This is a genomic window from Candidatus Koribacter versatilis Ellin345, from assembly GCF_000014005.1.
Lineage (GTDB): Bacteria > Acidobacteriota > Terriglobia > Terriglobales > Acidobacteriaceae > Korobacter > Korobacter versatilis_A.
In genome coordinates this window covers 2,822,028-2,848,500 of the sequence record NC_008009.1, presented here as the reverse complement: position 1 = coordinate 2,848,500, position 26,473 = coordinate 2,822,028, and the positions used below count along the sequence as shown (strand labels likewise).

The window sequence follows — 26,473 nt, the reverse complement described above, 5'->3', positions numbered from 1 at the left end:
CCTAAAAAAATTTCTCATCGCAGGCAAACCAGCAGCTCAGGTTCGCATCGAACGATTTACTGTTTGTATCCTCCCCCCATTAAGCAGTGCGTTGGGTCATGCCCGAAAGCCCGCACGACCCAGAAAGGAAGCAGTGCGGAGCATCGGGATGTCGTGAATTGGCGCGATAGTTGGATTGTTTGACAGCCGCGATTGACGCGGGTTAGGATGCCAAAACGATTTCCAACTTCGCGATCAGCTCGACGTCGCAAAGGTACGGATTAAGGCCACAGGGCCTGTGTTGCTCCGCTCGCGTCCTTGAATAAAAGACAAAAATGGAACGTGTACCTACAGTCTCCGGCACTGCAAACCTGCTCGACATTCTCGATCGCATCCTCGACAAGGGGTTGGTGATCGCGGGTGACGTACGAATCTCACTGGCGAATGTGGAGTTGTTGACCATCCGCATCCGCCTCCTGGTTTGTTCCGTGGACAAAGCGGAACAGATCGGGCTGAACTGGTGGCGCCATGATCCGAACCTGACGATGCCGGAACCGATCACGAGATCGGTATTGCCCGGCACGGTACCTGGGGCGGTTCGTCGCGACGTCAGGGCCGAAGTTCGCAGTACGACAGTTCGCAGTACAGCAGTTCGCAGTACAGCAAAGAAGGGCACGACCAAAGCGCGCAAGTAGTGAACGGATTTCCAGGAGGATCCTGTGGCGGTTGAAAGAGTATCGGGCGGCTCAAGCCTAATTGACGTACTTGACCGAGTACTCGACAAGGGCATCGTCATTGATGCCTGGGTGCGCATCTCACTCGTCGGCATTGACCTGATCACGGTTGAAGCTCGCGTCGTCGTCGCCTCCATCGACACCTACCTGAAGTACGCCGATGCGGTGGGATTGACGGGCCTGGTTTCACGGCCGCAACTGACCGAAGTGGTCGAAGAACCTGTGGTAGTGGAAGCTCCCGCCACGCGTCGTACCGCGCGCCCAAGCCGGCGGCGCATCTAGCTGGGGGGCAGTCGGGGGTCCGTGGGGATGGCTTCGCCACAGATGCGAGTGCGATCGGAAGCGCAACAGCCGGCCGAACGCGAACGTAAGGCAGGCCTGCGCCTTTTAAATGCGGAGCGCTCGGAGGAAATCTTTCCTCTCTTGCTCGAGGAGATCATCGCCCTCGGGCACCGCAGTGCGTTCGTCGCGCGCGTGGATTTCGAGACTTCCTCCCTCGCTCCCATCGCTTCGCTCAACTGCAGCCGGGGCTCTCTCCAGAAGCAGCGCAGCACGCTCTTCGCCATGGAGAACCCTATTGTCCGTATCCTCCACACGCTTCAACCCGAACTCATTCCGGCTAAACCAAAGTCTGCGGGCGGACAGTACGTTCACCCGATCATTTATCGCAACCGCGTTGCCTGCTGGGAAGCAGAGCGGTCCGGTTCGCCGGTCTGTCTGGCTGTAACAAACTTCAACGGCAAGCAGCGCCTGAGTCTTCCTGACCAGGTTTGCGCCACCTGCGACATGCGTGCCTATGCCGCGGTCGTTTCCGTGGAACTCAAGCCCAATGCCAAGCCCAGCGACCTCGCCCAGCTCAGCGCGCTGATTGAGCTCGCGAACCGCTACCTGGCGCGGATCTTCAAGGTCGAGCACTACTACAACCGCATGACCGATATGGAGACCACTATCGGCCAGATGCAGACGGTGCTCGAAAGCATGGCGGATCCGGTCATCTTGACCGACGCGCAGCATCGCGTGATTACCCAGAACAAAGCCGCAGAACGGTTCTTCAAGCTTCCGGAAGACGTCAGCGAAGGCCGCGTCCGTGCCGTGGAATTGAACAACCTGTTGTTCTCAGCGGCGTTGTCGTCCATGGCGGTGGCGGGGGTTGACTCCTCTCGCGACATGACCCTCGTGGACGCGATCGAAGGCGACGAAGTGCTCTTCGAAGCGGTCTCGGCGCCCAGCTACGGCCCCGACGGCCGTCGCACCGGCATGGTCACCGTGATGCGCGACGTGACCGAACTGCGCCGCGCGGACGAAGAGCTGCGCCAGAACTACGAATTGCTGACCGCTGCGGAAGAAGTCGTGCGCCAGGACCGCGACCGCCTGAACCTGATCATCGAAAACGTCGGCGACCCGATCGTGGTGTGCGACAAGGACGCCAAAATCGTCCTGCTCGATCCCCTGGCAGCCGAGTTGTTCGGCGAACAGGACAAGGGCGCGCGTACCGCGGTCCACATGCGCAACCAGGCCAAGCTCGACGCCTACATCGCGGCGTTCACGTATTCCTTCAGCGATCGCGAGAGCGCGCCCTTGCACCTGTTCAATCCGGGTACGGAAGCCGAAGTCGAGTACGACGCGCGTTCCGGCAAAATTTACGACGAGCGCGGCATGGTGGCGTACACCGTGTCGGTGCTCCGCGACCTCAGCGCCGTGCGCCGCCTCGAGCAGCTCAAGCTCGAGCGCCGCATGCTCGAGATGGAAAAATTCGCCGTCGCCGGACGCATGGCCGGCACCATCGCGCACGAAGTCAACAATCCGATGGAGGCGATCAAGAACTGCATCTTCCTCCTGCAGGACGCCATCCGCGACGATTCGCAGCCCGTGTACCAGATCCTGAAAACTGAAACCGAGCGCGTAGCGCGAATTGTCCGCCAAATGCTCGGCCTGTACCGGAATACCGAGCAGGTAGGCAACGTAGATGTGAATAGCGTTGTCGAAGATACCTTGATGTTATTTTCGCGCCAACTTGAGCGTGCCGGAGTGCGCGTGGAAAGAGATATGGGCGACCTACCGCCGGTGATGGGTTCCGCCGACCAGATCCGGCAGGTGCTGTCGAACCTGGTGGTGAATGCCAAAGACAGCATGGCGCAGGGCGGCAAGCTCCGCATCCGCACCCGGGTGAAGAAGAACGGAACACGCGATGTAATTTCAATCGTCATCGCCGACAGTGGCTGCGGCATTCCGCCCAACATGGTCGCCACGATGTTCGAGCCATTCGTCACGACGAAGGGCGAACGCGGTACCGGCCTCGGATTGTGGATTGTGAAGGGAATCATCGAGAACCACGGTGGCAAGTTGAAAGTGCGTAGCAAGGTGGACCACGGCACGGTCTTCCGGATGGAATTTCCGTTGGTGCCGTAATGAGGGTTTCGTGACGGACAGTAAGCCGCACATCCTGGTGGTGGACGATGAGCCCAACGTGCTCGTGACCTACCGGCTCATCCTGCAACAGCAGGGCTACACCGTGAGCGCCGCTATCTCGTCGGAAGAAGCGCGCACGGTGTTGAAGAAGGGCAACGTGGACCTGCTGCTATGCGACCTGTCGCTGGAAAAACAGCAGAGCGGCTTCGACGTCATCCAGTTCGGCCGAGACCTGGATCCGGATCTATCGGCGGTGCTGCTGACCGGATACGCCAGCGTGGAAGCCAACGAGCGCGCGGAAGCAGAACATATCCCGGTGCTGTTCAAGCCCATTGATATTCAGCAACTCCTGCAAGTAATTGTGGAACTCTTAAGGAAAAATCATGAGTCCAGTGAAGCGCACGGCGGCTAAGAAAGCACCGGCGAAGCCTGCAAAGTCTGCGAAGGCGAAATCGCCGGTGAAGTCGCACCGGGAAGAAACCATGCCGGTGTCGGTGCAAAGCCCGCGGCAATCGGCAGCCACCGCGCCGCAGACCAACCTCACCCTGGTGGATTCCCGCCAGGAAGGCCGCTACGTGTACGGCATCATCCAGAGCAAAGATGCAATGAGCTTCGGCAAAATGGGCATCGGCGGCACCGGCGAGCTTGTATACAGCGTGGCGCACGGCGACATCTCCGCGGTCATCAGCAAAACGCCTGTGTTCATCTTCGACCCCACCCGAGAGAACGCGCTGGCGCACGAGCACGTCATCGAAACCGTGATGAAGCAGCACACCATCATCCCGATGTCGTTCGGTACCGTTTTCCGCACTGACGACGACATCCGCGAAGTGCTGCGCTCCATCTATCCATCGCTGAAAGACGTTTTGAAGCAGATGGAAGGAAAAGTCGAGTTCGGATTGAAAGTCATGTGGGAACGCGACCACATCATCGACGAGCTCAAGAAAGAGCACGAAGAGATCCATCGCTTCCACCAGGAAATTACGCGGAAGCACCTGCAAAGTACGTACCTCGCGAGAATGCAGCTGGGACGCATGATCGAGAAGGCGCTATCGGAGCGCTCCACTGAGTACGTCCGCGAGATTTACGAAGATCTCCGCGGAGTCTGCGTGGCCAGCCGCGACAACAAGCCCATCGGCGACAAGATGATCATGAACGCGGCCTTCCTCATTCAGCGTGAGCGCGAAGCCGAGTTCGACGCGGCAGTCAACCGCATCGCCAAGAAATTCGGCGACCGCTTGAACTTCAAGTACACGGGCCCGTGGCCGCCGTACAACTTCGTAAACATCCGCCTGAAGCTTGAGCGGGGAACTGCGAACTAACCATGCTGCTGATAGACGATCTCCTCTTCGCGCCGTTGTCGGGGTTCAAGTTCATCATGCGAACTTTGATCAAGACTGCCGAAGAGGAGTGGACCAACGATGCGCCGCTGAAAGAAGAGCTGCTGCACCTGCAGATCAGGCTTGAGGGTGGCGAGATCACGGAAGACGAGTACGTCGAATTGGAACGCGAAATCCTCGTGCGCCTGCGTCAAATCCAACGCCACAAAATGGAACTCGCCGGCGTAGATCCCGACAGCATGGAAGGCGAGGCACGCGTCTTCGGGCAGGGCAATATGCCGACTCTCGAAGTGAGCGCACCAGACGATTTTGTGGATCACGAATAGTCGCGATTGAATGGGCTGAAGGAGAAAGAATGAGCACCGCGCGAGATTGGCGGGCCCAGCCGTTGCCCAGCAGTAAAGCGAACGAAATGGAAGACGCCGCAAAAATTTTCGTGCTCAGCGGCGATAGCGAACTTGCGCAGCTAATGCGCGACCACGATTGGTCGCAAACTCCCCTGGGTCCGGTGTCGCAATGGCCGCCGAACCTTCGCACCTGCGTCAACCTCATCCTGAATTCGCAACATCCCATGTGGATCGGCTGGGGCGACGAAGCCACCTTCCTCTACAACGACGCCTACATCCAGGTGCTGAGTTCCGCCAAGCATCCCTGGGCGCTAGGGCGTCCAGCGTCGGAAGTCTGGGCGGAGATCTGGGACATCTGCGGTCCTCTCGCCGCCAAGGTCTTCGAACGCGGTGAAGCGACTTTCGTAGATGAAGTGCGGCTCTTCATGAACCGCGGCGACTTCCTCGAAGAAACTTATTACTCGTTCTCTTACAGCGCCATTTGCGACGATTCCGGCAAGGTCGTCGGACTCTTCTGCCCGTCCGCGGAAGTAACGGCGCGCGTGCTGAATGCCCGACGGTTGCGCACCCTGTCGGAGCTATCATCCTCGGCGTTCCTCGCCAAGACGGTGGAAGATGCCTTCACATCTGCCTCGCAGACCATCGCCGAGAATCCTGACGACATCCCGTTTTCGCTGCTCTACATCGTCTCGCCGGAGACACTCGAACTCGAACTGAAGGCGAACGCGCGAACTCCGGAGAGTGTCGTCGAACGATTCTTCTCCCACGCGAACCTGGCGAACGCCGATAACGAAGCGGCGAAGGGAATCAACGAAGTCCTCCGCCTCGGGGCTCCGCGGGTTATCTCGACCGACGATATTCCTGACCTTCCGCTTGGCCTTGCTGACCAGCGCGTGAAGCAAGCGATTGTGCTCCCGGTGAATTCGCGTGCGGAAGACCGCGCCCTTGGCGTGCTCGTCGCCGGCATCAATCCCACGCGGCAACTCGATACCGAGTATCGGACCTTCTACTCGCTCGTCGCCGGGCATGTCGCGACGGCGATCGCCAATGCGCGCGCCTATGACGAAGAGCGTCGCCGTGCCGAAGCGTTAGCGGAATTAGACCGCGCCAAGACCACGTTCTACAGCAACGTGTCGCACGAATTTCGCACGCCGCTCACGCTCATGCTGGGCCCCCTCGAAGAATTACTGGGTAAGTCCGAGCGCGCAATTCGTCCGGAAAACCATCATCTCGTGGAGGTGGCGTATCGCAACGGCACGCGGCTGCTGAAGCTGGTGAATACGCTGCTCGACTTCTCGCGCATTGAAGCGGGCCGCATGAATGTCAGCTTCCAGGCGACCGACCTGGTGGCATTCACCGCCGAACTCACCGCCCTGTTCCGCTCCGCCACAGACAAGGCCGGTCTGCGCTTGGAGATCGAGTCTGATGCCCTCCCGCATCGCGTGTATGTGAACCGCGAAATGTGGGAAAAGATCGTCCTCAATCTGCTCTCCAACGCATTTAAGTTCACCTTCGAAGGTGGCATCACGATCGCGCTGCGCGATGGTGGCGACGGCGTTGCCGTATCGGTTCGCGATACAGGCGTTGGCATTCCACCAAATGAACTCCCGCGCGTCTTCGAGCGTTTCCATCGAGTAGAAGGCGCGAAGGGGCGCAGTTTCGAAGGATCGGGCATCGGGCTGTCGCTGGTGCAGGAACTGGTTAAGACCCACGGCGGCACCATCGAAGTTGAGAGCGAAGTCGGCAAAGGAACGACATTTCACATCCACCTGCCCTACGGCACCGAGCATCTGCCTGCAAACCGCGTGTCGGAAGAAGCCGGTTCGGGGAGTGCCCGCGCGATTGCCGTGCCGTATGTAGCAGAGGCGTTGAGTTGGCTCGGGCCACAAGCGGCGGAAGCAGCCGCGGCGCAACTGGCCGAGGTGGGTGCCACACTCGCAGCTCTCGCAGGCCGTCCGTCGTTGCTGCTGGCAGATGACAACCGCGACATGCGGGAGTACATCGAGCGCCTGCTTGGGTCGCGCTATCGCATCCGCGCGGCGTCGAATGGTAAGCGCGCTCTGGAAATGGCCACCGAAGACCCACCCGACCTCGTACTCACCGATGTGATGATGCCGGAGATGGATGGCTTCGAACTGCTTGCGGCTCTCCGTGCCAACAGCGCCACCAGTACGATCCCCATCATCGTGCTCTCCGCGCGCGCAGGGGAAGAAGCGCAGATTGAAGGCCTGCAACACGGCGCCGACGACTACCTGGTGAAGCCGTTCAGCGCACGGGAATTGGTCGCGCGGGTCGAGAACAACCTGCGGCTGTCGACCTTCCGGCGCGAAACCGAACAGCGCATCCGCGAGAGTGAAGGACGTTTCCGCGCGCTGGTGTCGGCGACCTCCGATGTCGTCTACCGCATGAGCGCCGACTGGAGCCAGCTGCGGCAGCTCGACGGGCGAGACTATCTGGCGAACGTGGAGCGCCCGCCCCAGACCTGGTTGCAGACCTACATTCATCCCGATGATCAGCCGACGGTGCTCAGCGCCATCCACGAAGCCATTCGCGATAAGAAGATCTTCCAGCTTGAACATCGGATGTTGCGGGCAGACGGCAGTCTCGGCTGGACGTTCTCGCGAGCGGTGCCGATGCTCGACAACAAAGGTGAGATCGTCGAATGGTTCGGCGCGGCTACGGACATCACCCCGCGCAAAAACGCGGAGGACGCGCTTCTGCGCAGTGAAAAGCTCGCGTCCGTCGGACGCATGGCCGCGACCATCGCGCACGAAATCAACAATCCGCTGGAAGCCATCACCAACACGCTGTTCCTCGCGCTCCACGCACAGGACCTTCCGGAATCAGCCCGCGAATATCTCGAAATGGCAGACGGCGAACTGCGGCGCGTGGCGCACATCACCCGCCAGGCGCTCGGCTTCTATCGCGAGTCGAATGCACCGCGCCAGATCGCGTTAAACGCCGTGATGGATTCCACGCTCGACCTCCTGAAGAACCGAATTCGCACCAAGAACGTCACCGTTGAGAAGCAATGGGACGGCGATGTTCACGCCGAAGCTGTCGCCGGTGAGATGCGCCAGGTGTTCTCCAACCTGCTCCAGAACAGCCTCGATGCCGTCGACGAGGGTGGAGCGATCAAGGTGCGTATCTCCACCATACGGAACGGCAGTGCGGTGCGCGTGACGATCGCCGATAGCGGGAAGGGAATTGAAGCGAATTTCCGCGAGCGAATTTTCGAGCCGTTCTTCACCACCAAGGGTGCGGTTGGAACCGGTCTTGGCCTATGGGTGACGCGCCAGATCGTGGAGAAACACGGCGGACGAATTCGCGTGCATTCGCTGACCAGCGGCGATCAGCGGGGAACGTCGTTCTCGATCGTGCTGCCGGTGCAAGCCGCGCACTGAGTCTCCGCAGCTTCGTCTCGCCGTCCCTGCGTCTAGCGCGCGTTCATCCAGCGAATGAACTCTTCTGCCGGCATCGGCTTGGAATACACGTAGCCTTGTATGGCGAAGACCCCGGCCGCGCTCAGCTGGCTGACTTGTTCTTTGGTCTCTACACCCTCGGCTATTGCGTGAAGATTGGCAGTCTTTGCGAACTCAATAATCGCCTGCAGAACCGCGCGTTTGGGGTCCTGCTTCTCTTGCCGAAGCGTATCAATGAACATCTTGTCGATCTTCAATGTGGTGATCGGCAATTCCTGGATGTAGGAAAAGCCGCCGAATCCGGTGCCTGCGTCGTCGAGCTTGATCTCGATACCGGCTTCTACCAAGGACTGCAGCGCGGCTCGCCCGCGGTCGAGATCGGGGAATTGATGCCGCTCCGTAATCTCCACTGAGAAATTCTTCGCCGGGATGCGCTTCTCTGCGAGTCGTCGCAGCAGGTTCGCACAAAAGGGCGTGTCCGTTATCTGCTCCGCGACCGCATTAATGCTGACGAATCGACTGGAGTCTTGCCAGCCGAATTGTTTGATATCGTCCAGCACCTTCTCTTCCAATTGGTCGGTAATGGGATCAATTAAATGGTTCTCTTCGGCAAACGGAATGAACTGCCCGGGCGGAATAAGGTTTCCGCCTTTCGGCTGCCAGCGGACGAGTGCCTCCGCCCCAAGAATCGATCCGTCACGACTGTCAATAATGGGTTGATAGAAAGGAAGGAACTCGTTTCGCTTCAGGCCCTGTTCGATGAGAAACGCCGTCGATGTGTATTTTGTTAAATTCCCGTACACCGAAAGTCCGATCACAAGACCGAAGGCGGCAGCGATCGTCATCGACAGTACGCGCCCAGGGAACGCGAACGCATCCACATACTCCTGCGTAGCATTCAGCGTGAATTTCATTTGCGCGTTGAGCCGCGTTTTTTCCACCACGTAATGGATTACAGACGGGCCGGATGCGGGAGCAGACTCCATTTCAACGTTCGGCTGGGCGCTCACCAGGAATTCGAACGACACACATGCTTTGCAATCCACCTCATGCATAAAGTCGAACAGCAAGGGTTCGAGCATGGCGAGATACAAAAGGTTGCCGCGTTTTTGCGCCAGCAACAAGTTGCTTGCTTTCGTGGGCGACTCTGTCGAGATCAGGAACCACTCATCATCAATGCGATGGAAGCGTGCATCGGACAAGTCAACGCCAACCCGTGGCCCACGGCAGATCACCTTGCCCTCTTGCGCGATTCCGTACCATCGGACGTATTGGTTATCGAAATTGAGGCGCGCCAGCGTGTCACTGATTCCATCGCGGCAATTCATTTCTTCCATGGACGGTAGCTTCGCCAGGTCGGCGCGCGCATTCTGGTAGCCGTCCTGAAATCCTCGAAGCATCATGGCTGCCTGCAGCGCAAGTTCCCGGCGCGCAACCGACCGCTCGAGTGAGCCCATGGCCAAATAGGACGTCAGCAAGACCAAAAGTCCGACGAGCAGAGCTGTCGATCCTGGGGTGATGGGAGACTTTTTCACGGCTCTGGGATAGCCATCCTTAAAGCTGGCGCAGATGGTATCAGGTTTGCTCCTGCGCGGCTAAAACCCTCGATCCGTCGCGGCCACCTCACCACCTCCGCCCAAGTCACCACTGCCCCCTCTTGTCATCCAGAGGAGGGCGTGAGCCCGACGTGGGATCTGCTGTTCTGCCAGCACCATGCGATCTTGCCATCCTGCGACCAGCCCGCTTTGTATCAGGGCCCGACTTACAGGCTGCTAAGAAACTCGTATCGAAGGGTTTTGTATCAGGGCACGACTTTAGTCGTGCCGAAAAAGGCGCCAACGGACCGAGGGCTTTAGCCCCTGTCGCTTCGCGGCCAGCCCACCACCTCCGCCCAAGTCACCATTGCCCCTTCTTGTCATCCAGAGGAGGGCGCGAGCCCGACGTGGGATCTGCTGTTCTGCCAGCACCATGCGATCTGCCATCCTGCGACCAGCCCGCTTTGTATCAGGGCCCGACTTCAGTCGTGCCGAAAAGGCGCCAACGGATGGGGGCTTTAGCCCCTGAATGCTGTGTTTGTTTGTTGCGGCGCAAAGTCTTCTCGCGCGCAATTTCATAAAATCAAAATGCAATCGCACATTGCCCCGTGACGTAGCTCACCTGAGATCTTCGCGTTGCGATGATAAAAACGATGTGCCGACTGAATCGAATGTCATTTTCGGGAAAAATAATCGCCATCACTGGCGGCGCGAATGGTCTCGGTGCGGAGCTTGGGCGACAGCTCAAGGCTCGTGGCGCGACCGTCGTTCTGGCCGACATCAAGGCCGCGCCCGGCATCGTACGCGTGGATGTCACCGACCACGCGGCGATGTCCGAGTTCCTGCGAGCGGTCGCCTGGCGTTATGGAAAGATCGACTACGTCTTCAACAACGCGGGCATCTTGCGCTACGAAGAGTCGCTGGGATCGGACCTGTCGAACTGGCAGCGCGTGGTGGACGTCAACCTGATGGGCGTCGTCAGCGGGTCTCTCGAAGCCTACCGGCTGATGGCGAAGCAGGGCAGTGGGCACATCGTGAATATCGGGTCCATGTCTCCTCTCTCGCTGTTTCCATTGTTCGCGGCTTATGCGACGAGCAAGGCGGGAGTGCTGGCATTCTCGCGGATGCTGCGGCTGGAAGCTGAGTCGAGCGGAGTCAACGTCACCGTCGTGTGTCCGGGCAGCATCCGTACCGACATTAACGCCGACTACAAGCCCTCTTTCTTCACGCCGATGATTTCGGTGGAAGACGCCGCGCGCCGCATTCTTCGCGGCGTGGAACGGAACCAGGGCATCGTCGTGTTTCCATTCCACGCGAAGCTGTTCTGGTGGCTCGACCGGATCCATCCCGCACTGCTCGATCCGTTGCGCCGAATCATCCTGGGACGCTATCGAGCAAGAAAACTTGAGCCGACGCCAACACCAAAGGCTCTCGAGACCCTGGCGCCTTCGACATCGACGAGCGAGCTTGAGGAAGTCGTCCATTCAGAGCAATAGCGGTCATTACTCTTTAGTTAACAAAATCTCTCACTTTTTCTGTACCACCTTTGCGGCAAACACGCCGAAGAAGAAAAATTCTGGCGGTCAGGATCACTTTTGGCGCGGTTCCAGGAAAAAAACGCGGCAGCTGGACGGTTGACAAAAAACGGCATACTCCCACAAATCATCAGTAAATAAGCACTTAAAAAAAGTTGTTAACCAACTTATAACTTCGGGTTTTACGGTAAGTTTTGCCTGAAACCACCCTGTTTCTCCGGACGCCAAAATCACCGTTGCGCCGTCTCGCCCGCAGTCTTCTCCTCGAACGAAAAGTGGTTCGCAACGTTCTCAAACTTCTTCCCATTCACTTCCACGTACGGATAAACGAAATAATTCAGCGGATCACCGGCCTGTTTCGGCGTCAAAACAAGGTCGCGTCCCATCGAGAATTGCACCCGGTTCGCATCGTGCGCGCCAAAGAAATAGTCGCGTTTTTGCTGGTCTTTCCACGCTTCTGAAATATCTACGGGAACCCATCCCAGTTGCGAATCGTAAAATTCCGCCCAGCAGTGATACCCCGCAATGTCGCCCGAGTGCTTGTCCTTCGGCAGCGGAAATCCAATCTCAAAGCGCGCCGGAATGTGCTGTGAGCGCGCCATCGAAATAAACACCGAGTGAAAATCGGTGCAGTTCCCCCGCTTGGAATCGCAGGCCCACTCAGCATCTCCGCGCCCCCACCCGGTTCCGCTCTTGTCGTATTTCATGGTGGTGAAGACGTAGTCGTAGATCGCGCGCGCCTTGTCGAGCGTTGCAGTTTTGCCTTGCACCTGTGCGGCGGCGATGTCGGCGAGCTTGCCGGTGACGGGCACCAGTTTGTCAGGGCCGAGATATTCCTGGCTCTGCTTCAGCGAGGCCTTTAGAAGATGCGGCTGCAAGCCGTCGCGTGGAAGACCGATGCGTTCGTGGCGAACCACATCGTAGGTGACGTCCACGTTGTACTCGGCTTTGTCGGCCTTCTCCGCGACGGCGTGATACATGGTGTTGCCGTACTTCGTATCGCGAGTTGGTTTCAGCGGCAGGTCCGAAGTAACGGAGAGGATCTTCACTTCCTGGAAATCATCGGAGTGCGCCTGCGGCATCCAGAGTTCGATCTTCTGCCCCGGCTCAATGTTGCGCACGGTGAACGCGTAGTGGAAGGTGAAGTGGCGGGTCTGCTGAGAAACAGCGGGAAGCGATACAACGAGGCAAAGCAGGAAGAGCGCGAGCTTGCGCATGGGAGACTCCTCTTTTTCTTCGGCTAGGCGGGTGGTTATGAAACGACCGGCACGGGGCGTCGGGCGCTACCGTCAGGTGAAGCCGCGAAGAGGAGAATGGGTCCCCACAGTGAGGAAAATCATACTACGGCGGAAAGGTCGCATGAGCACCCACGTTTTGTACCCACATTGGTGCGGAAGCGCAACGATTGACCTTTCCCGCCACTCCGTTGATACTGAATCGCCTTTGGGGGAAACGGGATGCTTGGAGAAACGGTTGCACACTACCGCGTGCTGGAAGAGCTCGGCGGCGGTGGGATGGGTGTGGTTTACAAAGCTGAGGACTCCAAGCTGGGGCGCCTTGTCGCATTGAAATTCCTGCCGGCGGATGTGACGCCCGACCGGGGGACGCTGGAACGGTTCCAACGCGAGGCCCGCGCATCGGCGGCGCTGAACCATCCGAACATCTGCACGATCCACGAAATTGGGGAACACCAGGGTCGGCCGTTCATCGTGATGGAACTGATGGAAGGCGCGACGCTCAAACACCTGATCGCGGGGCGCCCAATGCGAATGGATCGGATGCTTGAGCTCGGGATCCAGATCTCGGACGCGCTCGACGCGGCCCACGCCAAGGGGATAACGCATCGCGACATCAAGCCCGCGAACATCTTCGTAACCAACCACGGACAGGCCAAGATATTGGACTTCGGCTTGGCCAAGCTGGATGGACGTGGAATACGTTCGCGTGCTGCGGCCGGAGCTGACCTGGGCGTGACGATATCGGAAGATGACTTAACGAGTCCGGGTGCGACGTTGGGCACCGTCGCTTATATGTCGCCTGAGCAGGCGCGAGGCGAAACGCTGGACGCACGGACGGACCTGTTCTCCTTCGGAGCGGTGATTTACGAGATGACGAGCGGCAACATTCCCTTCAGCGGGAACACTACCGCGGTGATCTTCAACAACATTCTGAACATCTCCCCGAAGCCGCTTCCGCAAAGCATTCCGGACGTTCCGCTGGAACTCGATCGCATTGTGAGCAAAGCCCTCGAGAAGGACAGAGAGCTTCGCTACCAGACGGCGGCGGAACTTCGTGGCGATCTGCGGCGGTTGAAGCGGGACACGGAGTCGAAGGGCGCAAGTGCGTCGCGGGTGGCCGCCGAGCCCAAAGCCGTTTCGGAGCAAGCAGCGAAATCGCTCGCAGTGCTGTACTTCGAGAACCCGGGCGGCACCAAGGACGATGAATATTTTCGCGACGGCATTACGGAAGACATCATCACGGAGCTTTCGCGGATTAAAGACTTGTGGGTGCTCACGCGCTCGGCCGTGATGGCTTACCGCGATAAACCGGCGGCCTCGGTGGAAGTGGGCAAGCAGCTAAACGCCGCGCACGTCTTGGAGGGAAGCCTTCGACGCTCAGGCGCGCAACTGCGCATTACCGCGCGATTAGTGGAGACTGCGACAGCGCGATCGGTTTGGGCGGAGCGATACGACCGCAAACTGGAAGACGTGTTTGCGATCCAGGACGAGATCGCGCAGAGCATTGCGAAAGCGTTGAAGCTAATGCTCACCGAGCAGGAGAAGCGGGCGATCGAAAAGGCTCCGACAGCGGATGTGCAGGCGTACGACTACTACCTGCGCGGGCGACAGTTTTACTACCAATTCCGGCGGAAGAGTTTCGACTATGCGCGACAGATGTTCGCGCGAGCAATTGTGATTGATCCGACGTATGCGAGGGCGTACGCGGGCGTATCGGACTGCTGTTCTCACCTTTACATGTATTGGGGCGGCAGCGCCGACGATCTGAAGGAAGCCGAAGCGGCAAGCCGCAAGGCCGTGGAACTCGATCCGGAGTTGGCGGAGGGCCACGTATCGCGCGGCTTGGCGCTGCAGATGGTGAAGAAATACGAAGAGGCAGAGGCGGAGTTCGGGAAAGCCACTGACTTGAACCCGAAGCTCTTCGAGGCTTACTACTTCTTTGCGCGGCTCTGCTTCCAACGCGGAAATCTCGAGAAGGCCGCCGATCTGTTCGAGCGCGCACGGCTGGCGAATCCGGAAGATTATCAGACGCCGATTTTGCTGGCGCAGACTTTGGAGTCGTTGGAAAGGCATCTGGAAGCAAAGGCTGCCCGGGCGCGCGCCATGAAGCTGTTCGAGAGGCACGTTGAGCTTCATCCGGAAGATGCGCGCGCGCTTTATCTTGGCGCTTCGGGTTTGATCGATGCGAAACAAATGGACCGGGCGCTGGATTGGACGAACCGCGCGCTGAGCATCGATCCAGACGATCCCGCGGTCCTATACAACGTGGCTTGCAGCTACGCGAAACTCGCCATGTCGGAAAAGGCGATGGATTGCATCGAGAAAGCGCTCGCTCTTGGGGAGTACTACAAGGCGTGGGCGGAACACGATTCGGACCTCGATTCGCTGCGAAGCTCGCCGAGGTTCCAGGCGATGCTGAAGGCGATTTAAAAAAAGCTAAAACTCCCTACCTTTTTGCCACCCACCCTCCCTTCGGGAAGGGTGGGGCCCCACATTTACGTAACTAGTTGGCGGCGCGGATGTGCTGTCTGGGCCAGTCGATCTTTTGGTTGAGCGTGCGGGCTGCGCTCAGTGGCCAGTTGGGGTGGCGCAGCAGTTCGCGGGCGAGCAAGACTACATCGGCGTTGCCGTTGCGGACGATCTGGTCGGCTTGTGCGGGGCTGGTGATCATGCCGACGGCGCCGGTTAGGATGCCTGCTTCGCGGCGGATGCGGTCAGCGAAGTTGACTTGATAGCCGGGGCCGACGGGGATCTGCACGCCGCCGATAAGGCCGCCGGAAGAGGTGTCGATTAGATCGACGCCCAGTGGTTTAACGATGCGCGCAAGCTCGACCGATTCCTCGATGGTCCATCCCCCGGGGGCGTAGTCTGTCGCGGAGACACGCATGAAGAGGGGCAGGCGTTCCGGCCAGACGCGGCGGATGGCTTCTGTAACTTCACGCACGAAGCGGGTGCGGTTTTCAAAGGAGCCGCCGTATTCGTCGGTGCGTTGGTTCGAGAGTGGGGAGAGGAATTCGTTGGCGAGGTAGCCGTGTGCGCCGTGGATTTCTACGACTTCAAAACCGGCGAGTAACGCGCGCTGCGCGGCGGCGCCGAACGCTGCGACGATGCGCTGGATACCGGGCTTGTCGAGTGCGACTGGTTGAATATAGGTGTCATTGAAGGGAATGGCGCTGGGGGCGTAAACGTCTTGCCAGCCGCCTTGGTCTTCGGTGAGGCCGCGGCCCCCGTTCCACGGTTCAGCGGTGCTGGCTTTGCGCCCGGCGTGCGCCAGTTGGGTGCCGGCATACGCGCCTTGCTGCTTGATGAATCGCACGATGCGGGCGAGGGGCTCGATGTGGTCGTCTTTCCAGATGCCGAGATCGGAGGGACTGATGCGGCCCTCAGGCGTGACGGCGTTGGCTTCGGTGAAGACGAGGGAAGCGCCGCCGACGGCAAAGCGTCCGAGCTGAACGAGGTGCCAGTCGCTGGCGAAACCGTCCTGGCTGCTGTATTGGCACATGGGAGAAACGACGACGCGGTGCTTCAGCGTAAGAGAGCGGATGTGGAGCGGGTCGAATAGGTGCATGGCTGTCGAAAATTATTCGATGAAGGAGAGGTGGATTTCGATTCGGAGCGTACCCGGTTAATCCGCCTGGTCGATCTTCATAAACTTCGCGGCAAGTTTTTCATAGCGGCGCCACGGCAGGACGTTTTTCAATATGAGTTGCATTTTTGCGTCTTTGCCGGTGACGTAGCGAAGCTTGGGGTGCGGGGTTTGCGCGATGCGGAGGATTAGTTGGGCGACCTGGCGCGGATCGGCGCGGTGGATGCCCTTCTGTACGTGCTCGGAGAAGCGGGCGCCGCGGGCGTGGTTGGGGGAATCGGGATGGAGAGCGAAGCTGCCGAGCTGCGCATTGCGGGTCCAGATATCGGTGTCGTAGGAGCCGGGTTCGATCATGACGACCTGAATGCCGAGGGCTTGGGTCTCGATGCGGAGAGCTTCGCTCCAACCTTCGAGTGCCCATTTAGATGAGGCATAGGAGCCGATGACGGGCGGGGCGCAGCGTCCGGAGATGGAGCCGATCATGATGATGTGGCCGCTGCGCTGGCGGCGCATGACGGGCAGAACGGCCTTGGTAACGGCGACGTGGCCGAAGAAATTGGTATCGAATTGACGGCGGAGTTCGTCGAGGGAGATGTCTTCGAGGAACCCGGCAAGGGCGAAACCGGCGTTATTGACGAGGACATCGATGCGGCCGTGCGTAGCGACAACTTCGTCAATGACTCGGGGGATCGCGGCGGAGTCGGTGATGTCGAGTTGGCGGACATCGATGGGTGTCGATGGGTTGCGGGCGGCCAATGCTTCGTCGAGCTTGGAGCGGCGATCCGGATTACGCATTGTGGCGACGACGCGATAACCGGCAGCAGACATTTCAACGGCGGTGAGCAGGCCGAAACCGCTGGAGGCGCCGGTGATGAGAGCGACTTTCTGTTCCATGGTGAAGATGAAAGCACGCCAAAGAGCTGCAGGGAAGCGGGATTCCTTATCACAAAACAATGTTCGATGGTGCGGCTTAAGGGTACGAAGTCGCGTTTCGACACTGGATATGCGCTTCCCAGCGGTGGTGGGTTCGCAAACCCCTATCGCGTGTGAGAAACTAACAGTTTTGGAACTCATATCAGGGACGGACTAGATAGATGAGCGATAAAGAGAAGCAGGCCGCCGGAGAACTTCAGCCGGCGACTGGAAAGCTCGGCATCATGATGCCGGGCATGGGCGCCGTGGCAACGACCTTCGTGGCCGGCGTGGAAGCGGTCCGCAAGGGACTGGCAAAACCGATCGGCTCACTGACGCAGATGGGCACGGTGCGGCTGGGCAAGCGTACTGATGGCCGCTCGCCGAAGATTAACGAGTTCGTTCCATTGGCGAAGCTCGACGACCTGGTTTTCACGGGTTGGGACATTTTCGAAGACAACATGTACGAAGCCGCGAACAAAGCCGGCGTGTTGGAAAAGAGCCTGCTTGAGCAGGTGAGGCCGCTGCTGTCGGAGATCAAGCCGCGCAAGGCTGTCTTCGATAGGAACTATGTGAAGCGTCTTGACGGCCCGAACGTGAAGAAGGGCAAGAACAAGATGGAGCTTGCCGAGCAGCTTCGGCAGGACATCCGCGACTTTAAGAAAGAGAGCGGCGTCGAGCGGCTGGTAATGATGTGGTGCGGTTCGACGGAGACTTACATCGAGCGCGGGCCGACACATGAGTCGGTGGCGAAACTCGAGAAGGCGATGCACGAGAACGATGAGAGTATTGCGCCCTCGATGTGCTATGCCTACGCAGCGCTGCAGGAGGGAGTGCCGTTTGCGAATGGCGCGCCGAACCTGACGGTGGATATTCCGGCGATGTGGGAGCTCTCGAAGAAGAACAATGCTCCGATCGCGGGCAAGGACTTTAAGACCGGGCAGACGCTGATGAAGACGATCCTGGCACCGGGCTTCAAAGCGAGAATGCTGGGACTGAGCGGCTGGTATTCGACGAACATCCTGGGCAATCGCGACGGCGAAGTGCTGGATGATCCGGGATCGTTCAAGACGAAGGAAGAGTCGAAGCTGTCGGTGCTGGAGCACATTCTTCAGCCGGAGAAGTATCCTGACCTGTACGGCAATATTTTCCACAAGGTTCGGATTAACTATTATCCGCCGCGTGGTGATAATAAAGAGGGTTGGGACAACATCGATATCTTCGGATGGCTTGGGTATCCGATGCAGATCAAAGTCGATTTCCTGTGCCGCGACTCGATTCTGGCAGCCCCGATCGTGCTTGATCTGGTGCTGTTCCTCGATCTGGCGAAGCGCTCGTCAGCGTTGCGCGCACTTGGAATTCAGGAGTGGCTGAGTTTCTATTTGAAGTCGCCGATGACGCCGGACGGGCTGTATCCGGAGCATGATCTGTTTATTCAGTCGATGAAGTTGAAGAACACGCTGCGGCACCTGAAGGGCGAGGATTTGATCACGCATTTGGGGCTGGAGTATTACGACTGATAGCAGGGCTGAAGCCCCGGTTGTCCCTCGAGCGGTTCGGCGCGGCTAAAGCCGCGCCCTGATACAAAACGGAAAGAGTGGCGCGGCTTCAGTCGCGCCGAGATACAGAACGGAAGAGTGGCGCGGCTTCGGTCGCGCCGTTTTCTTTTGCGGGGAGAACAGCAGCGAGGCAGAACAGCAGATCCTTCGTCGCTACGCTCTTCAAGGATGACAGGAGAGGGCAGTGGAGGTGCGAGCGATTGGGCGGGCTGGCCGCGGGACGATCAGCGAGAAAGGGTGATGGTAGGCGATAGGGGTCCTTCGACTCCGCCCGCTTCGCGTGCTCCGCTCAGGATGACAGAACGGGGAACTAAGGTTCTGGGACGAAGCTTTACCTTTCGTGTCGCAGACGAGCATTGACACTGCTTTCACATACAGGAACAATGAAGGGCACTAACCCAATAGCTCGAGGTGCTTTCAATGTTGCTGGAAGATCCAGGCGCACAACCTACGTCCGTGCCGCACGAAGCTGCGGAGGGGATGAACCCGATTATTCGCAATATCCTGCTGGCGGTAGCTGGGTTGTACGTGGCGGTTTCGCTCTACCTGATGTTCGACATGCATACGCGGCTGGAAAAGGCCGAAGGGAAGCTGGCGTCGCAAGAGGTATCGCTGAAGGAGACGTCGGATGCGCTGAGGAGCACGCGGGCAAACCTGAAGGACTCGGTGCAGGCGCTGGGGCAGAAGGTGGGCATGACGGCGGACGAGCTGGCCCGCAAGACCCAGCAATTGAGCCGCGAACAGGAGCGGTCGGCGGAGAAGCTGAACAAGGCGCAGCAGGAGCAGGGCGCGCAGCTTTCGCAGGTGACAGGTGAGGTCAGCAATGTGAAAACCGACCTCGGCGGCACCAAGACCGACTTGGCGAGCACCAAGACCGATCTCGAAGCGACCAAGAAGAAGCTGGAAACGACGATTGGCGATTTGAACGTGCAGAGCGGGTTGATCGCGCACAACAGTGACGATCTTGAGTACCTGAAGCACAAAGGCGACCGGAACATTTACGAGTTCACGCTGGCGAAGAACAAGCGGCAGCCGGTGGGGACGGTAAGTCTCGAGTTGAAGAAGTCGGACAAGAAGAAGAGCAAGTTCACGATGAACGTGATCGCCGACGACCGCACCATCGAAAAGAAAGACCGGACCGCGTTCGAGCCGATGCAGTTCTACACCGGCCGCGACAAGATGCTGTATGAGGTCGTGGTGATGAGCGTAGACAAGGACAAGGTCAGTGGCTATCTGAGCGCACCGAAGGGCGCGCCGCAGCCGATTTCGAAATAGCCGCAACGGCATTTACTACGGAGATACAGAGGCACGGAGGGGCTACTTCCTTCCGTGCCTTTTTGTTTGAGTTGGAACGGTACGGTCGCGGATGATCGAGGTGGACGGGTCGATCAGTATTTTGAAGTACGACGATGTGAAGCCGGGGCACGAGCCGCATAAGCGGCGGTGGTTGACGAAGAAGCAGTGAAAATCAGGGGCTGAAGCCCCTGATTTTTTTGGGGAGTCGTTCGGCAGCGCTGAAGCGCTGCCCTGATACAAAGCTATCGTCCTGATGCGCAGCCTGTGGCCCAGATAGGAGAACCCATCGTCTTGGTACAAAGCCTATCGTTTCGTGATGTTGATGGATGGGTGGTCGTAGGGAATGATGGTGACGGTCAGGCCGGTGTTCTTGTCGAAAACTTCTTTCGTAACCGGGAACGTGACCAGAACGCTGCCTTCCGCAGAGGTGCCGGGGGCAATTTTGGTTTCCACTTTCAGGGGTTCACCGACAGCGCTTTTGAGATCGGGGTAGGCAGCGAGGTAGCGCGGATAGTCGGTGGCGCTGGCGGCGTCGTCCACAAAACTGCCGGAGGGCGTGACGATCTCGGCTTTGATCGCCTTGATATAGAGAGTGTCGCTGCTGATGTTGTTGAGTCGGACGTTGATGGCCACGAAGCTGGTGTCGTGGGTATTGAGCTCGACGGCCACGACGTCTTTGATGGTGCCGTTCGCAAGGGGCTTAGCGCGGAAGAGATAGGCCGCAATCCCAATGACCAGCGCGATGACGGCCAAGGCGATCAGCACCGGAGCCATGGGTGGCAAGCGGTGTTTCGCGTCATCCATCTCCTCGGTCATGGGGACGTGACCAGCGTCGTACTCGGGCTCTTGAGCTTTGCTTGTAGCGGAATTGGTCTCGGGCATAGGGCCTCCTTTGCGCCGATGATGGGCAAGGATACTGCCGATTGGAGGCAGTGAAGAAGATTTATGTTGCGCGGTACTTGGAAAAGGGAAGTGGCGCTGACTGCGGCGCAGGCTTCGCAGAGGGGAGAGATTTGGGAGGAGATAGGGGTCCTTCGACTGCGAGCGCTTTGCGCTCTCCGCTCAGGATGACAGAGCTTGGGGTTATGCGGCAGAAGACCAATCTTTCTTGAGCGCTTGTTTGAACTTTTCTATCGGTAGCGTGTTCAGCACATTTTTCTTTGTGAGCCAGGCGCGGCGGGCTTGCAGGATGCCGTATTTCAGAAGATCGAAGTGCGAGGTGTGGTGGGCGTCGGTGTTGATGACTAACGGGATGCCGCGCTCGCGGGCCATGCGGAGGTGGACGTCGCTGAGGTCGAGGCGATCGGGACTGGCGTTGAGTTCCATGGCGACTCTGTGCTGGGCGGCGGCTTTCATCACGGCGTCCATGTCGAGGGCGTAGGCGTCGCGGCGGAGGAGCAGGCGACCGGTGGGATGGCCGAGGAGGCTGACGTGCGGATTGGCGATGGCTTTGAGGACGCGCTCGGTCATCTCGGCGCGCTCCTGTGAGAAATGGGAGTGGACGCTGGCGATGACGATGTCCATTTGGGCCAGGACTTCGTCGGAGAGATCCATGGCGCCGTCGGCGAGGATGTCGCATTCGATGCCGGCGAAGATGGTGATGCCTTCGAGCTGATCGCTGGCGCGGCGGATGCGCTTGATGTGCTCTAATGCGCGCCTGTCATCGAGGCCGTTGGCCATGGCGAGGTTCTTGGAGTGGTCGGTGATGGCGATGTATTCATAGCCGCGAGCTTTCGCAGCTTGAGCCATCTCCTCGATGGTGTTGCGTCCGTCGGTTTCGACGGTGTGCATGTGGACGTCGCCGCGGATATCTTTCTCTTCGATAAGGCACGGGAGTTCGTGTTTGTCGGCAAGTTCGATTTCGCCGCAGTTCTCGCGCATTTCTGGAGGAGGGCAGTCGAGGCCGAGCTTGGCGTAGATCTCATCTTCGGTATGGCTGGCGACGATCGAATTGTCGTCGAGCTTGGCGAGACCGTACTCGTTGAGGGTATAGCCCATCTTGAGAGCGCGCTGGCGCAACGTGACGTTGTGGTTCTTGGAGCCGGTGAAGTATTGCATCGCAGCACCGAACGACTCGGGGGGAAGGATGCGGACATCTACCTGCATGCCGGTGCGAAGTTTGAAGCTGACCTTGTTCTCGCCCTTGACGAGGATGTCGAGGATGCCGGGAAATTTGAGGATGTGCTCGATAACGGCGTCGCGCTGTTGCTCGTTTTTGGCGCAGGGGCCGGTGACGAGGATGTCGAGATCGCCGACGGTTTCGCGGCCACGGCGTAGGGATCCGGCGGGCGTGATCTTCTCCACGCCTTTCACCTCTCGGAGGTGGGCGATCATTTTCTCGGCGGTCTGGTCGGCGGTGTCTATGAGGAAGCGGCCGGAGATGCTGCGATAGGTCTCGATGGACTTGAGAATCTTCTGCTCAGTCTTTTCACTCAAGCGGGGCAGGGTGCGGAGTTTGCCCTCGCGCGCGAGGGTTTCGACGCCGGCGAGGTCGCTGACCTGGAAGGCGCTCCAGATGAGTGCGATGGTCTTGGGGCCGAGGCCTTGAATCTTCAATAGCTCGAGCATCGAGGGGCGATATTTTTCGAGGAGCTCGGCATGGAGCTTCAGACGGCCTTCGCGGAAAATTTCCTGGAGGTTTAGCAGCATGCCTTTGCCGATGCCGGGAATGGCGAGGACGGCTTTGTCGTCGGAGATGATGTCGGCGATCTGGGTGGGCTGACTTTCGAGGGCTTCGGCGGCGCGGCGGTAGGAGCGAATGCGGAAGGGGTCGTCGCCCTGGACCTCCATGAGGTCGGCGGTCTCGTAAAAGATGTTGGCGAGCTGTCGGTTCTCCACGAGGACATTGTAAAGGGGAACGCGTTCCGATTCAGGAATCAGAGTTTCACAACACTCACAAAAATATTGATTTCGCGAAATGAAGCTCCTGTAATTGGAATCGATACCTAAACCGGTTTAGGTCTAGGGAATCGCGTTCATACGTTCCTATCTGTTCCACCTTTTTCCTGCTGCTTGCGTCGGAGGTTTGCATGGGTTTTAAGCGGATACTGAGTGTCCTGTTGCTCTGCTGGTTATGCATGGCAGGGTTTTTGTTTGCGCAGTCGGACCGGGCCACGGTCACGGGAGCTGCGCGTGATGCGTCCGGAGCGGTATTGCCGGGCGTAAAAGTCGAAGTCACCAACATAGCCACCAATTTGGTTTCAACCGCTGTAACTAATACGGACGGCATTTATCGTATTTCGAACCTGCCCATCGGCAACTACACGCTGGTGTTTTCACACGAAGGGTTCAAGGCGGTCGAGCGAAAAGAAGTAACGCTCATGACCAGCCAGATCGCTGAAATTAATGCAGTGTTGCAAATCGGCGTGGCTACGGAGGTCGTGGAAGTCACGGGCGTCACTCCGATGCTGCAATCGCAAGATGCGACGGTGTCGGCCAACCTGGACGCCAAAGCGGTCACGGAGTTGCCGCTGAACGTGCAGGGAAGCCGCAACCTCTCGAATTTCATGTTTGCTTATGTTCCGGGCGTTGAAGGCGGCGATTACAGCTCGCATATCAACGGCAGCGTGGCATTGAGCAAAGAAGTGATGATTGATGGAACCTCGGCTGTTTCGCAGTTGGGCGGCTACATCAGCGAATCGCAGCCACCGATGGAAGCAGTTCAGGAATTCCAGGCGGACACCGCGGGCATTGGGGCCGATGCGGGCCGCAGCGGCGGCGGCGTGTTCCGGTATGAAATGAAGTCGGGAACGAACGCAATCCATGGGAGCCTATTTGGGTTTCTGCATTCGACATCCCTCGATGCGTTGAGTGCCTCGAACCGGTTGGCAGTGGTCACTGATCCGGCAAATGCCGGCGCTTACCTGAAAAAGAGCGATAGCCTCTCTGACTGGGGCGGGAGCTTTGGCGGGGCAATCATCAAGGACAAGCTGTTTTATTTCGTCTCGTTCGAACGCTATATGCAGGCGAACTGGGCGCTGGGCCCGAATTCGCGCACCGTTCCTACGGACGCGATGATGGGTCTGAATGCTGACGGCAGCGTGGCGCAATACGCCGATCTGAGCAAGTTGCTGACGACGAGCGTAACCCACGGCAACGATCCCTGCGGCAATGCGGTTTATCGCGGATCGGTTTTCAATCCCGCGACGAACTGCGTGTTCGTGAACAACCAGATTCCAACCAACCTAATCAGCAAGACGTCGGCGCAGATCCTGCAGCTTTATCACAACTATTACGCGCCTGAGTCGGACCTGCCTACGAACAACGCGGGGAATGCCTATAACCCCGATCCGTGGTTCCACAACACGCAGACCAGCGTGAAGATCGACTACAACTTCAGCGATAAGAACCACCTCAACGGTTCTTATTACTATGACAACTATCCGCGTATCAACGCCGACCAGGGCGGTGCGTGGTCCGCGAACTCGCCGTACGGCGGACCGATGGCGAATGCCTATTGGCACAACACCACGGCGCCTTCGGTACGCTTGAGCGACAGCCACATGTTCACGCCGAACGTGCTCAACGTGGCGCATTTCACGTGGAACCGCTTCCGCAATCCGAGCATCGCGGTTTCGCAGTCGGACAACTGGGACAACAAGCTGGGCTTCTACGATGGCGCCGGCAACTTCCCGCTCATCACCTACAGCTCCGGCATGTACACCAACTGGAGCCCGAACGTTAATGGTTGGTACTACTCCAACCTGGGCAGCCAGTTCAACGACTACTACGCAGCGAACACCTATATCTACAACGATGAAGTTGCATGGACCAAGGGTCGCCACGCGATGAAGTTCGGCGCGGAGTTCCGGGCGATGCAGTTCAACAGTCATCCGGATTCCGAGACGTTCAACAACATAACGTTTGACCCAACCTCCACCGCGTCCTCAACTTGGTACAACTACGGCTGGAACGAAGTCGGCAGCTCGTTCGCGAGCTTCCTGCTGGGCGATGTCTACCAGGCCACGGGAACCGCAGTGGATCCGCAGTATGGACGTCGCAAAGCGTTCTCGCTTTATGCGATGGACGACTTCCGCGTCAACGACAGGCTGACCGTTAACATGAGCCTGCGCTGGGATTACAACAGTCCATATAAAGAGAAATACGGTCACTGGTCGAGCTGGGTGACCGACGCGATGAATCAAGTGTCTGGCACAATGGGCCAGTATCAGTACCTGACGAGGGGAGACGAGTCCTTCGAAAAACGGCAGCAGTGGGCGAACTTCGGCCCGCATGTGGGCGCAGCCTACAAGATCAACGAGAAGACGGTTGTTCGCGGCAGCGTCTCGGTGTTCTTCGTACCGCTGAACATGAATACCTGGGGCGGCATTCCTTACCAGCAGACCGGCAACCCTGGTTACTACCAACACAGCATTCAACAGAACTTCAACTGGGACAACGGCTACCAGCCAGTGTTGTCGCAGGTGCAGAAGCCTGACTACACGCAGTGGGGCGTGGTCATGATCGATCCGCGGTCGCTGACTCCGGGTAACACGCAGCAGTACCAGATCGGCGTGCAACGCGAGTTAACGCGTGACACGAAGCTGGAAGCGGTGTGGATCCAGAGCCACAGCTACCATCTGCAAAGCGGTACGGTGAACACCAACCAGCCAACTGTGGAGAACATGCAGAACTACGTCCTCCACGGAGAATTTCCGGCCGACTACAACCACTATTGGGATGCGGGTGGTCCGGGATGGCAGGGAATCACGCCTTATCCGCAGATCGCGGTGGGATATGGTCCGATGTTCTCGGTGGGATCTCCGCTCGGCAACTCCGATTACAAGAGCTTCCAGGCGAGCGTGACCAAGCGCGCGTCGAAGGGGCTCTCGCTGATGGGCAGCTACAACTGGTCTCAGGCACACGGCGACGTGGATTCGAGCATGGGCGAGTTATGGTGGGCGGGCGCCATTCAAAACGTGTACGACCTGAAGAACGAGGCGAAGGACATCGCCGGGTTCGACATGACGCACATCGTGAAGGGCTATGTCATCTATGACCTACCATTCGGTCACGGACAAGCGTTCGGCGGGAATGTGAGCACGCCGGTCGACTACCTGATCGGCGGATGGAGCTTGAACGGCAGCTTCCACTACAACACGGGCACGCCGATCTCGGTGCACTCGACCAACTCGTATCCTGGCTACAACGCGGTGTACGTGAACATGGTTGCGGGTTGCGATCCGACGAACGGCAGCGCGAAGTTGTATAAACAGTGGCTGAACGCAGCTTGCTTCGCAAATCCGGCCAATGCAGAGCTAGGCACGGCCGGCAACTTCCAGGACTTCCTGCGGAATCCTGGGCTGGCAACCGAAGATATCGGTCTGCATAAAGGACTCGCGTTCGGACCGGACGGACGGTACAACTTCACCTTCCGCCTGGAATTCTTCAACATCTTCAACCGTCACCAGTTTGCTGGTCCCGATACGAACCTCGGCAGCCCCACGTTTGGCCAGATTACCGGCTATACCGGGTTCGGAGGACGTACTGGCCAGTTTGGTGCGCGCTTTACCTTCTAGCTGTCCTCAACAGGGCTCCGGAAGTCTGCAGGGGCGTCCGGGGCCCTCTTTTCGTACAATGTC

Annotated in this window: 17 protein-coding genes and 1 pseudogene; 12 read left to right on the top strand and 6 right to left on the bottom strand. The window is 58.6% G+C overall.

The annotated features are described in order from the left end of the window. The first annotated feature begins 314 nt into the window (after positions 1 to 314). The 7 genes and pseudogenes from ACID345_RS26340 to ACID345_RS12370 all read left to right on the top strand — a co-directional run bounded on the left by ACID345_RS26340 (position 315) and on the right by ACID345_RS12370 (position 8,213). Positions 315 to 674: a gas vesicle protein gene (locus tag ACID345_RS26340; protein ID WP_011523207.1), complete on the top strand. Its 360-nt coding sequence runs from the start codon at positions 315 to 317 to the stop codon at positions 672 to 674. 24 nt (positions 675 to 698) lie between these two features. Next, positions 699 to 908 (top strand): annotated as a pseudogene (gene gvpA / locus ACID345_RS26335) (gas vesicle structural protein GvpA); the annotation flags it as partial. 114 nt (positions 909 to 1,022) lie between these two features. Further along, a complete protein-coding gene (locus tag ACID345_RS12390; protein ID WP_011523205.1) occupies positions 1,023 to 3,122 on the top strand; it encodes a PAS domain-containing sensor histidine kinase in 2,100 nt (699 codons plus the stop codon). A 10-nt stretch (positions 3,123 to 3,132) separates the two neighbouring features. After that, positions 3,133 to 3,534 (top strand): response regulator, encoded by a 402-nt coding sequence (locus ACID345_RS12385; protein ID WP_011523204.1) that lies wholly within the window; start codon positions 3,133 to 3,135, stop codon positions 3,532 to 3,534. After that, complete coding sequence (locus ACID345_RS12380; RefSeq protein WP_041855672.1) at positions 3,506 to 4,444, top strand: GvpL/GvpF family gas vesicle protein; 939 nt, start codon at positions 3,506 to 3,508, stop codon at positions 4,442 to 4,444. Before ACID345_RS12385 ends, ACID345_RS12380 begins: the two co-directional genes overlap by 29 nt. A gap of 2 nt (positions 4,445 to 4,446) precedes the next feature. Continuing rightward, complete coding sequence (locus ACID345_RS12375) at positions 4,447 to 4,788, top strand: gas vesicle protein GvpG (RefSeq protein ID WP_049761883.1); 342 nt, start codon at positions 4,447 to 4,449, stop codon at positions 4,786 to 4,788. Positions 4,789 to 4,817: 29 nt separating this feature from the next. Then, a complete protein-coding gene (locus tag ACID345_RS12370; RefSeq protein WP_011523201.1) occupies positions 4,818 to 8,213 on the top strand; it encodes an ATP-binding protein in 3,396 nt (1,131 codons plus the stop codon). Positions 8,214 to 8,245: 32 nt separating this feature from the next. Here ACID345_RS12370 and ACID345_RS25505 read toward each other — a convergent pair whose 3' ends face one another. Next, complete coding sequence (locus ACID345_RS25505) at positions 8,246 to 9,766, bottom strand: EAL domain-containing protein (RefSeq protein WP_011523200.1); 1,521 nt, start codon at positions 9,764 to 9,766, stop codon at positions 8,246 to 8,248. 653 nt (positions 9,767 to 10,419) lie between these two features. On the opposite strand from ACID345_RS25505, the gene ACID345_RS25500 reads away from it, so the two are divergent. Next, positions 10,420 to 11,262: an SDR family NAD(P)-dependent oxidoreductase gene (locus tag ACID345_RS25500; RefSeq protein WP_228370643.1), complete on the top strand. Its 843-nt coding sequence runs from the start codon at positions 10,420 to 10,422 to the stop codon at positions 11,260 to 11,262. Between the two features lie 269 nt (positions 11,263 to 11,531). Here ACID345_RS25500 and ACID345_RS12355 read toward each other — a convergent pair whose 3' ends face one another. After that, positions 11,532 to 12,518 (bottom strand): transglutaminase-like domain-containing protein, encoded by a 987-nt coding sequence (locus ACID345_RS12355; RefSeq protein WP_011523198.1) that lies wholly within the window; start codon positions 12,516 to 12,518, stop codon positions 11,532 to 11,534. Between the two features lie 240 nt (positions 12,519 to 12,758). Here ACID345_RS12355 and ACID345_RS25495 point away from each other — a divergent pair, with 240 nt between their 5' ends. After that, a complete protein-coding gene (locus ACID345_RS25495) occupies positions 12,759 to 14,969 on the top strand; it encodes a serine/threonine-protein kinase (RefSeq protein ID WP_011523197.1) in 2,211 nt (736 codons plus the stop codon). Positions 14,970 to 15,042: 73 nt separating this feature from the next. Here ACID345_RS25495 and ACID345_RS12345 read toward each other — a convergent pair whose 3' ends face one another. Both ACID345_RS12345 and ACID345_RS12340 read right to left on the bottom strand, forming a co-directional pair. Next, positions 15,043 to 16,107, bottom strand: coding sequence for an NADH:flavin oxidoreductase/NADH oxidase (locus ACID345_RS12345; RefSeq protein ID WP_011523196.1), 1,065 nt, complete (start codon positions 16,105 to 16,107; stop codon positions 15,043 to 15,045). A gap of 57 nt (positions 16,108 to 16,164) precedes the next feature. Continuing rightward, positions 16,165 to 17,019: an oxidoreductase gene (locus ACID345_RS12340; RefSeq protein WP_041855671.1), complete on the bottom strand. Its 855-nt coding sequence runs from the start codon at positions 17,017 to 17,019 to the stop codon at positions 16,165 to 16,167. A 200-nt stretch (positions 17,020 to 17,219) separates the two neighbouring features. Between ACID345_RS12340 and ACID345_RS12335 the strand changes: the two genes are divergently transcribed. Together ACID345_RS12335 and ACID345_RS12330 are read left to right on the top strand one after the other, a co-directional pair. Then, positions 17,220 to 18,557, top strand: a complete 1,338-nt coding sequence (locus ACID345_RS12335; protein WP_041855670.1) for an inositol-3-phosphate synthase — start codon at positions 17,220 to 17,222, stop codon at positions 18,555 to 18,557. A 459-nt stretch (positions 18,558 to 19,016) separates the two neighbouring features. Further along, positions 19,017 to 19,871, top strand: coding sequence for a hypothetical protein (locus tag ACID345_RS12330; RefSeq protein WP_011523193.1), 855 nt, complete (start codon positions 19,017 to 19,019; stop codon positions 19,869 to 19,871). A gap of 324 nt (positions 19,872 to 20,195) precedes the next feature. Here ACID345_RS12330 and ACID345_RS12325 read toward each other — a convergent pair whose 3' ends face one another. Together ACID345_RS12325 and polX are read right to left on the bottom strand one after the other, a co-directional pair. Further along, positions 20,196 to 20,774 carry a DUF4352 domain-containing protein gene (locus tag ACID345_RS12325; RefSeq protein WP_011523192.1) on the bottom strand — a complete coding sequence of 193 codons (579 nt, stop codon included), beginning with the start codon at positions 20,772 to 20,774 and terminating at the stop codon, positions 20,196 to 20,198. Positions 20,775 to 20,975: 201 nt separating this feature from the next. Then, entirely contained in the window at positions 20,976 to 22,730 is a 1,755-nt protein-coding gene (gene polX, locus ACID345_RS12320) for a DNA polymerase/3'-5' exonuclease PolX (protein WP_011523191.1), read from the bottom strand. Positions 22,731 to 22,921: 191 nt separating this feature from the next. Between polX and ACID345_RS12310 the strand changes: the two genes are divergently transcribed. Next, positions 22,922 to 26,410: a TonB-dependent receptor gene (locus ACID345_RS12310; protein WP_011523190.1), complete on the top strand. Its 3,489-nt coding sequence runs from the start codon at positions 22,922 to 22,924 to the stop codon at positions 26,408 to 26,410. Positions 26,411 to 26,473 lie beyond the last annotated feature (63 nt).

Coding starts and splice junctions, on each gene's coding strand:
- ACID345_RS12325 (WP_011523192.1), bottom strand. CDS start 20,774: ATGCCCGAGACCAATTCCGCTACAAGCAAAGCTCAAGAGCCCGAGTAC.
- ACID345_RS25500 (WP_228370643.1), top strand. CDS start 10,420: ATGTGCCGACTGAATCGAATGTCATTTTCGGGAAAAATAATCGCCATC.
- ACID345_RS12340 (WP_041855671.1), bottom strand. CDS start 17,019: ATGGAACAGAAAGTCGCTCTCATCACCGGCGCCTCCAGCGGTTTCGGC.
- ACID345_RS26340 (WP_011523207.1), top strand. CDS start 315: ATGGAACGTGTACCTACAGTCTCCGGCACTGCAAACCTGCTCGACATT.
- ACID345_RS12370 (WP_011523201.1), top strand. CDS start 4,818: ATGAGCACCGCGCGAGATTGGCGGGCCCAGCCGTTGCCCAGCAGTAAA.
- ACID345_RS12330 (WP_011523193.1), top strand. CDS start 19,017: ATGTTGCTGGAAGATCCAGGCGCACAACCTACGTCCGTGCCGCACGAA.
- ACID345_RS12355 (WP_011523198.1), bottom strand. CDS start 12,518: ATGCGCAAGCTCGCGCTCTTCCTGCTTTGCCTCGTTGTATCGCTTCCC.
- ACID345_RS12310 (WP_011523190.1), top strand. CDS start 22,922: ATGGGTTTTAAGCGGATACTGAGTGTCCTGTTGCTCTGCTGGTTATGC.
- ACID345_RS25495 (WP_011523197.1), top strand. CDS start 12,759: ATGCTTGGAGAAACGGTTGCACACTACCGCGTGCTGGAAGAGCTCGGC.
- ACID345_RS12390 (WP_011523205.1), top strand. CDS start 1,023: ATGGCTTCGCCACAGATGCGAGTGCGATCGGAAGCGCAACAGCCGGCC.
- ACID345_RS12375 (WP_049761883.1), top strand. CDS start 4,447: ATGCTGCTGATAGACGATCTCCTCTTCGCGCCGTTGTCGGGGTTCAAG.
- ACID345_RS12335 (WP_041855670.1), top strand. CDS start 17,220: ATGAGCGATAAAGAGAAGCAGGCCGCCGGAGAACTTCAGCCGGCGACT.
- ACID345_RS12380 (WP_041855672.1), top strand. CDS start 3,506: ATGAGTCCAGTGAAGCGCACGGCGGCTAAGAAAGCACCGGCGAAGCCT.
- ACID345_RS12345 (WP_011523196.1), bottom strand. CDS start 16,107: ATGCACCTATTCGACCCGCTCCACATCCGCTCTCTTACGCTGAAGCAC.